5 protein-coding genes are annotated in these 7,549 nt (G+C 59.4%); all 5 read right to left on the bottom strand.

Features of this window, described 5'->3' with window-relative positions; all coding sequences use genetic code 11:
* Window positions 1-238: 238 nt before the first annotated feature.
* On the bottom strand, window positions 239-1,279 hold the full coding sequence (locus BTH42_RS28690; protein WP_075304557.1) for a fimbrial protein: 1,041 nt from the start codon (window positions 1,277-1,279) through the stop codon (window positions 239-241).
* Window positions 1,276-2,013 carry a molecular chaperone gene (locus BTH42_RS28695; RefSeq protein WP_075304558.1) on the bottom strand — a complete coding sequence of 246 codons (738 nt, stop codon included), beginning with the start codon at window positions 2,011-2,013 and terminating at the stop codon, window positions 1,276-1,278. The genes BTH42_RS28690 and BTH42_RS28695 overlap by 4 nt, the downstream gene beginning before the upstream one ends.
* Before the next feature lie 52 nt (window positions 2,014-2,065).
* Complete coding sequence (locus BTH42_RS28700) at window positions 2,066-4,531, bottom strand: fimbria/pilus outer membrane usher protein (protein WP_075304559.1); 2,466 nt, start codon at window positions 4,529-4,531, stop codon at window positions 2,066-2,068.
* Window positions 4,532-4,674: 143 nt separating this feature from the next.
* A complete protein-coding gene (locus BTH42_RS28705; RefSeq protein WP_075304560.1) occupies window positions 4,675-5,199 on the bottom strand; it encodes a fimbrial protein in 525 nt (174 codons plus the stop codon).
* Between the two features lie 351 nt (window positions 5,200-5,550).
* On the bottom strand, window positions 5,551-7,549 hold a 1,999-nt coding region (locus BTH42_RS28710; protein ID WP_218642026.1), incomplete at its 5' end, for a YadA family autotransporter adhesin.

The raw sequence follows: 7,549 nt of genomic DNA on the forward strand, positions 1-7,549 counted from the left end.
AGCGGCCCCGGTGCAGGTCCACCTTGGTTAATCAGGGGTTGTATGTGACGGGTGTCGCGCTTCCGTCCGAAAGCAGGCAATCCGGCAAAGCACCGAGCGGGAGTTGTCTGCTGTCAATGACCTCTACCATGAGGTCGGGTTGCTGCCAGACCGAGCACCGCCGCCGATACCGGCAGCCGAATATCTGTATTGCTTCTGCGGACGGCAGCGAAGGCGGGCTCGAGAGTCGCAACGTGTGCTAGTTGTACAGAATCAGCACCGTTGCAATTGCTTCGAAAGGACCGATCTTGGGCACGCCCAAGGGCGTGAGCGTGGCCGTGAACGGAATTGAGACACTGGTTTGCGTCTCACTGAAATTCTGCAGATCGAACGGCTCACCGATCGGCACCTGTCTGCCACCACCGTCCTGGATTCCAATGCCGAAATTGCTGTCCGACTCCGGCAGTATCATGTTGTTCTGCACCTGATTCGAGGTCTGGAAATAGCCCTGTATGTTGACGCCCACACCACACTCTTTCTTCTGTAGCAGCAGACTGAAATTCTTTGTCGGTCTGGCCGGCTGGAACCCTGTTGGCGTTGACTGTACCTGACCAAAATCAACGATTCCGGGTTCCGGCGTCACAGTTACGTCGACCGTGCATGGAGTAGGCGCGAGCTTGCTCAGGCCGCTCAAAATGTAGTTGAAGCTTGGACGGCAACAGTTGATGCCGTTTACACCGTCGAACTGGAAGACGTTGTAGGTGTCTGGCAACGTTCCAGTCCACGTCCCCTGCTTACGCACAACGACCTGGTAGGTGAAGCTTACCGGGACGGGAGGGCATCCGCCGTTTGCCGAGACGTATTGATCGGTCGTGCAGGTCGGTACGGTAGTCCCTGTGAACAGGCCGCCTCCAGGAACACTCGTTGCATCGTAGACGTCCTGTCCGTTGAAGCGGATGCCGATTTGCAGTCCCGGCAGTGTGATCGATTGCGGATTGGCATAGAAAGAGACCGGGTCCAGATAATCCAGACCACCTACAAGGTCTTTCTGGCAATAGCCCGTGGTGGTGCGAGTCGGCGAAATCCAGATAATCGTGCCGTCCGGCACGTTTTCCGGATAGGTCTGCACGCTTCCGATCGATTCGGTAAAGGTTAAGGTTCTGGCGTCCGGCGAGCCCGCGAAGCATGTCAGCGCCCACGCGGAATGCGCGGACAGACACATCGCCGCCAGCAAGAGAAGCCTGACCAGACCGCGCAAGCCCGGGATCCGCATCATCCCCCGTTCATTTTGCGCATTCATGGCTGCACGCTCTTGCAGATACCCGCATCACACGCATATTTGACCTCGGTCTGGCCGCCGTAGTCGTTCATGTGACTCACGTAAAGTGTCGTGGGCATCGGTTGCTTGAACGGCACACTGGTCTGGCTCATCGGCTCCACCATGACAGCGTCAAAATCAACCGGGGTTTTGTTCTCGCCGGCGTGCATTTCCGCAATGGTCACATGCAGCGGCGTCGAATTGTCGAAGGTCAGCTTGTGCGTGGCTGCATCGATCTTCATCGTCATCGGCAAGGTCGGGTCGTCGCCGCGCTTCGGTTGGACGGCTTTCGGGCGGTAGAAGAGTTTGAGCTTCGACTGCAGCGCAAGCTGCAACGCGTTGACCTCGTCGGACTTCGGTGGAATTTCGCGGATGTTCAGATAGAACACCGATTCACGGTCGGCAGGCAGCGCATTGCCGGGCGCCATTACGATACGCAGAATATTGCGGTCGTTTGCCTCGATGCGCTGGAGCGGCGGAAGCACCATGAACGGTGTCGTGACCTTGTTGCCCTTCTCGTCTTCGATCCAGGATTGAATAAGGTAAGGAAGTTTGTCGCTCTTGTTCGTGACGGTGACGCTTGCCGACTGCACGCCTTCGTCATACACGAGGCGGGTGCGATCGGGCACTACCGCGGCGTGAGACAACAGCGGTACCGCCAGCAGGGCTGGCGTGCAGAAGCGGAGCAGGAACGACTGAAGGAAACGCATACGCATGATAAGGATCTCTCGAATCGGGAGCGGCCCGGTGCAGGCCCACCGTGGTTAATCAGGGACTGCACGTAACGGGTGTGGCGCTCCCGTCCGACGGCAGGCTGTCCGGCAAAGCACCGAGCCGGCACTGCTTACCTTCACTGACCTCGACTACGAGGTCGCTCCCAGTCTGAATCTGGGACAGATACGTCACGCCATGCTCGCCGACAATGCCAATCTCGCGGCCGGTCTTGCGGTCCATGACGGAGGCGCCGAACGGCATCGCCTTGCCGTCCGCATCGTTCAATTCGACGAGCGCATTGCGACCGCGGGCGGCATCGAAATGCACATAGCCGATTGCACCGTCGGTCAGCACGAGGCGTTGCACCGGGTTCGTCACCTGCGTGTCGAGCGCGAGCTTGTTGGTGTTGACCTGCGCATTGAACGTGTCGAATGGCGATACCGCACCGATCACGGCGTAACCGGCCCGGTTAGTCTTTGCCTGGGTTCCGGTAAGCGGGACATCGGACACGCCATCGGTCGACACGAGAAGACGGGTGTCGCCGGAGTTGCCATTGGAATGAGCTGCTACACCGTGCTTCGTTGCAACGAACGAACCGTCCAGTTCAAGGGAAGCAGCCGTATATGTGTTGATGACCGTCGACGCTTGCATGCTGACCTGATACGCGGAGGTCATCTTGCGCGCGTTGGCGTTGAACATCGGTCGGCCATCCTGCGCACCACCGAACACCGAGTAGCTGAAGCCATCGGCATCGCTACCGGAGACACCCGTGCTCACACCGATGCCGCCAGCGGAGGACGATGAGACGCTTGTCGAGACGGTCTGGCGGCCTCCAAGCGGAATGCTTGCCGAGAGGAAAATCTGGTTGCCGCTGCCGGAAATTCCCTGGGTTCGAAACGCGGAGAAATTCAGGTTGACGTTCTTGACCTTCGCGAACGACACGGTACGTGCGAGCGAAATGCCGTAACGATCGTCGGATTCACGATCCCAGTAGCTCGAGTGGTCGTAGGACAGGAATGTCGATACGCCAAAGAGCCGCTTGGCTAGCGTCATCGAGAGACGCTGTCTGCTGCCGTTCTGACCATAAGACGTAGCGTCGCCGATGAATTGCGGAAACGTCGTATAGGTGCGATCGGAAAAGCGATAGCCAAAAAACCGCAGATCGGTGTCGAGCGAGTCGAAGTGTTTGGAGTAGTTGAAACGATAGGACTGGCCGCTCATTCTCTGGCCATTCCACCACAGTCTCGCATTCGACGTCGTCACGTCCACCGACACCGCGCCGATCGAGCCGAGATCTTTACCGATCCCGAGCGCGGCCGCCGTATAGTTCGTCGCGTCGATCGTGCCGCCGTAGATCGTAACGTCCTTCGGCAGACCATACGCGGCTTCCGCGGCGCCGAACCACGGTGTAATGCCGGGGCTTCCGAAAAGGCGCGGCTGTCCGACCGAGAACTTGTAGCGCAACTGTCCCTCGCGGGCCAGAAACGGCACCGAGGCGCTCGTGACGGTGAACTTCTGTACGCTGCCGTCCTCTTCCTGGACCGTGACGTCGAGCGAGCCCTGTACGTTCGCGGTGACATCCTGCAGCGCGAACGCACCTGCCGATACTCGCCGCGAGTACAGCACGCGTCCCTGCTGCGAAACGGTAACCGTTGCGTTGGTATGCGCTACCCCGGTGATGAGGGGCGCGTAGCCGCGCATGGCCGGTGGCAACATGCGGTCATCGCTCTGGATCGACGCGCCCGTGTAGGCGAACGTGTCGAAGATATCGGAATTCAGGTAGTTGTTGCCGAGCGAGACAGTCGAACGAATGCCCGTCAATGCGCGATAGGCGTAAAGACGGTTGAATTGCAGATTGTTGTTCGAGCCGCCGAAGCCGCCACCGCCGGTGTTGGCCTGATAGTCGCCGCGGAAGCGCCATGCGCCCGCGTTCGCGCCGACGGTGCCGTAGGCTTGCAGCCAATTGTTCTGCTGAGGACCATAGCCGGTGTTGTACTGGCGGGTCGTATTGCCGATAACGTGGTAATCGAGCATCGCGCCGTCGATGCCGTCGCTCCAACGTTCGCGCGGAATATAGTTAGGGTCGTCGTATTCGAATGCGGCCTGCGGAATGTTGATCTTGAGGCGCGCACTGCTTTTTTCGTACCTGATCGTTACGCCATCGATCTTCTCGAGATCGACGCAGAGGCCTTCATCGGTACGCGGCAATGTTTTGAAAACGGCCGGCTTGAGACCGAATCCCTTGACGAGTTGTTCCGGCAGGCACGCGTGACTGGTACCTGGTTCGGTTCCTTCGATGAAGCGGATCGACTGACGGCCGAAATATTGGTCGTTCACCTGGATGTCGAGCAGATAGTCGCCCGGCATCGTATAGTCCGCGTGCGCGAACTGGGTGAGGTCGAGGTTTTTCGCATCGTCGACGCTCAGAAAGTCGCTGTTGAACACGGTCGCAAAAGCGTGTGTGCTGACGAGCAGAGTCGACATGCACAGCACGGATTTCTTGAGATATGTGGGCAGCATTTCCCGATCGCCAGTAGCTGGCGCGGGCATGCAAATCAGCGACTTCGTGTTACGCACAACGGGTGCCTTCTTGAAAAACTTCAATGTGCAGGCGATAAAAAAGGGGGGCGTGCCCCCCCTTTTTCCCAAAACTCGACTGGAGCTTAGAGGTAGCGAATCGTGAAGTTCGCAACCGAGTCAGCCTCGCCCGGCGTGACACCGGCGGCAGTCGCTTCGTACATCGCGCCGAACTGAACCGTGTTGTTACCGTTCGACAGAACGATCGGAGCCTTCTGCTCGCTGCCGTTGGCGAGGTATTCGCCCGACGCCGTCTGCAGGCGGATACCGACGTTCGTTGCGCTGCCCTGGGTAGCGAACAGAGCGTTGTTGGCCAGGTCAGCCGTGCCCGTGAACGTGAAGTACGCGTTCTTCGCGGTCGCCGTATCGCAGTCGGTCAGAACGATCGGGAACGTCTTGACCTTCGAACGGTCGCCAGCATTCACGAAGTCGTGTGCCGGCACCTGGCCGAGCGGAACGACCTGGTCGAGCGAGCCGGCGTCGATACCGCACGCACCTGCGACGATTTCACCGGTGAACTTGACCTGACCCGGGTTAGCCGGAGCCGTTTGTGCAAAAGCCGAGGAGGTAGCGGCTGCGAAAACAGCCATTGCGATGATTGCCTTCTTCATGGATATATCCGTATGTCGTTGAAGTCTTGGAGAGATAGAGGGGCAACAGGAGTGTGGTCCCTTCTGATCGGTCGCGCGCTGATTGGGGTGATGAGATGCCATCCGGTACTGCTTCGTAATCCAAATCAATGAAGCGCGACAGAGAAGAATTATGGGCATCGCGGGAACAGAATGAAATTTGACCGGTAAGAAAAATTAAAAGACATTGTTATATTGGTCACATAACGCTGTCTTTCCGAATACGTGGGCGTCGTTCGATGCGCTATGACGCTCGCGCGAGTGGCCGAATAAAAAAGAACCGGAAAAACAAGGCGGCGGAGAGGGCGCAATGCGCCCTCTCCTGCTAAACGCTTACCACTGATACGAAGCGCCAACCCCTGCCGTCGTACCACCGCTCGAATAACCCACACCCGCTCTCATCTTGATGTTTTGCGTAATGCGAGCCGTACCGCCGATGGCAAGAGCCTGGTAGCCCTTATAGGTTCCCCCGCCGATACCGAGCGACAACGTCTTGTCCTTGTCGACGTCCGGAATCATCGTCAACGCGGTAGCGGCAGCGATACCCGAGTACGCACCCCTGGCGACGTTGTTAATCGCCTTGTCGGTCGCGTTCACGCGGTTATCGAGGCCTGTGAGCGCGTCACCGACGTTCGAGTAAGTGCCGCCCGACAACTGGTACGAAGGACCCGTCACCGAGCCGTCGGGGTTGACCGCGGCACCGCCGCCCAGGCCGTTTACAACCGGCGTCAACTGGCTGACGTTGACGGCGTCCTTGGCTTCCGTACCGTTGGCGACGTTGGTGACCTGACGCTGTTGCGTCGCGGATCCCACCGACACCGTGTTGTCGCGATCAGCGACAGAACCATTGCCGAGCGCAACCGCGCTCGCAGCCGATGCCTGTGCTCCCTGACCGATTGCCACCGAGCCCGATGTGGCCACCGCGCCGGAACCCACGGCGACAGCGTTGTCCGCTGCGCTGGAGTTCGAGCCGACGGCCGTACCGTTATCGCCCGCGACGATCGCACCCGAGCCTGCCGAGGTGCTGCCTGCACCGGCCCCCGGCGCTGCCGCGTGCTGCACAGCGGCGTCGCCCGAACCTGCATCGGTATCGGTCGCGTTGAAGTACGGGTTGCCGAGACCCTTGTTCTCGATGTTCGTCACCCGATCCTGCAGCGCGGACAACTGGCCGAAGTTGACCGCATCATAGGTCGACGTACCGTTGGCGATGTTGGTCAGTTTCACGGGCCCCGACGACATGCCACCTCCCAGCGTGACGCTGTTGTAGTTCACGGTGCCGTCGTCGTTGCGGTCGTATTTCACCGAGCCCTGATCCAGATTCGCAATGTTGCTGTTGATCTGGTCCAGTGCCTGGTTGGTCGCGTACAACTGCGAGCCATTGACCGCATCCGTGCTCGTGGCCGACAGGTCGCCCGCTGCAACGTTACTGATCTTCGTGCCGTTTGCGCCACCCAGCGTGATTGCAGCCTTCGATGCGTCGTCGTACGCAACCACGTTAGCCACCTGACCGTTGCCGTCGATCACGCCTGCGTTCTTCAACTGCGATACGTTCACCGCGTCGTTGTTGTCGACGCCGTCAGCCACGTTTTTCAGGGCCACCGGAGCCGCGGCATTTGCACCGCCAAGGGTGACGCTGTTGTGCGAGGCCGAGTCATACATGACCGCATCTGACAGCGTCGCCTGCACGTTACTGATATCGCCAGCGTTCTTCGTCACCTGGCTACCCAGGTTGGCCACGTTCTGGTTGGTCGCATTCAGTTGCGAACCATTGACCGCATCCGTGCTGGTGGCCGACAGGTCGCCCGCTGCAACGTTGCTGATTTTTGTGCCGTTTGCGCCACCCAGCGTGATCGCAGCCTTCGATGCATCGTCGTACGCAACCACGTTCGCCACTTGACCGTTGCCGTCGATCACGCCTGCGTTTTTCAGCTGCGATACGTTCACCGCGTCGTTGTTGTCGACGCCGTCGGCCACGTTCTTCAGAGCGACCGGAGCCGGGGCATTTGCACCACCGAGGGTAACGCTGTTGTGCGAGGCCGAGTCATACATGACCGCATCCGACAGCGTTGCCTGCACGTTGCTGATATCGCCAGTGTTCTTCGTCACCTGGCTACCCAAGTCCGCCACGTTCTGGTTCGTCGCATTCAGCTGTGCGCCATTGACCGCATCCGTGCTCGTGGCCGACAGGTCGCCCGCTGCAACGTTGCTGATCTTCGTGCCGTTTGCTCCGCCCAGCGTGATTGCAGCCTTCGATGCGTCGTCGTACGCAACCACGTTCGCCACCTGACCGTTGCCGTCGATCACGCCTGCGTTCTTCAACTGCGACACGTTC

The organism is Burkholderia sp. SRS-W-2-2016, assembly GCF_001931485.1.
In the GTDB taxonomy this organism is placed as follows: domain Bacteria; phylum Pseudomonadota; class Gammaproteobacteria; order Burkholderiales; family Burkholderiaceae; genus Paraburkholderia.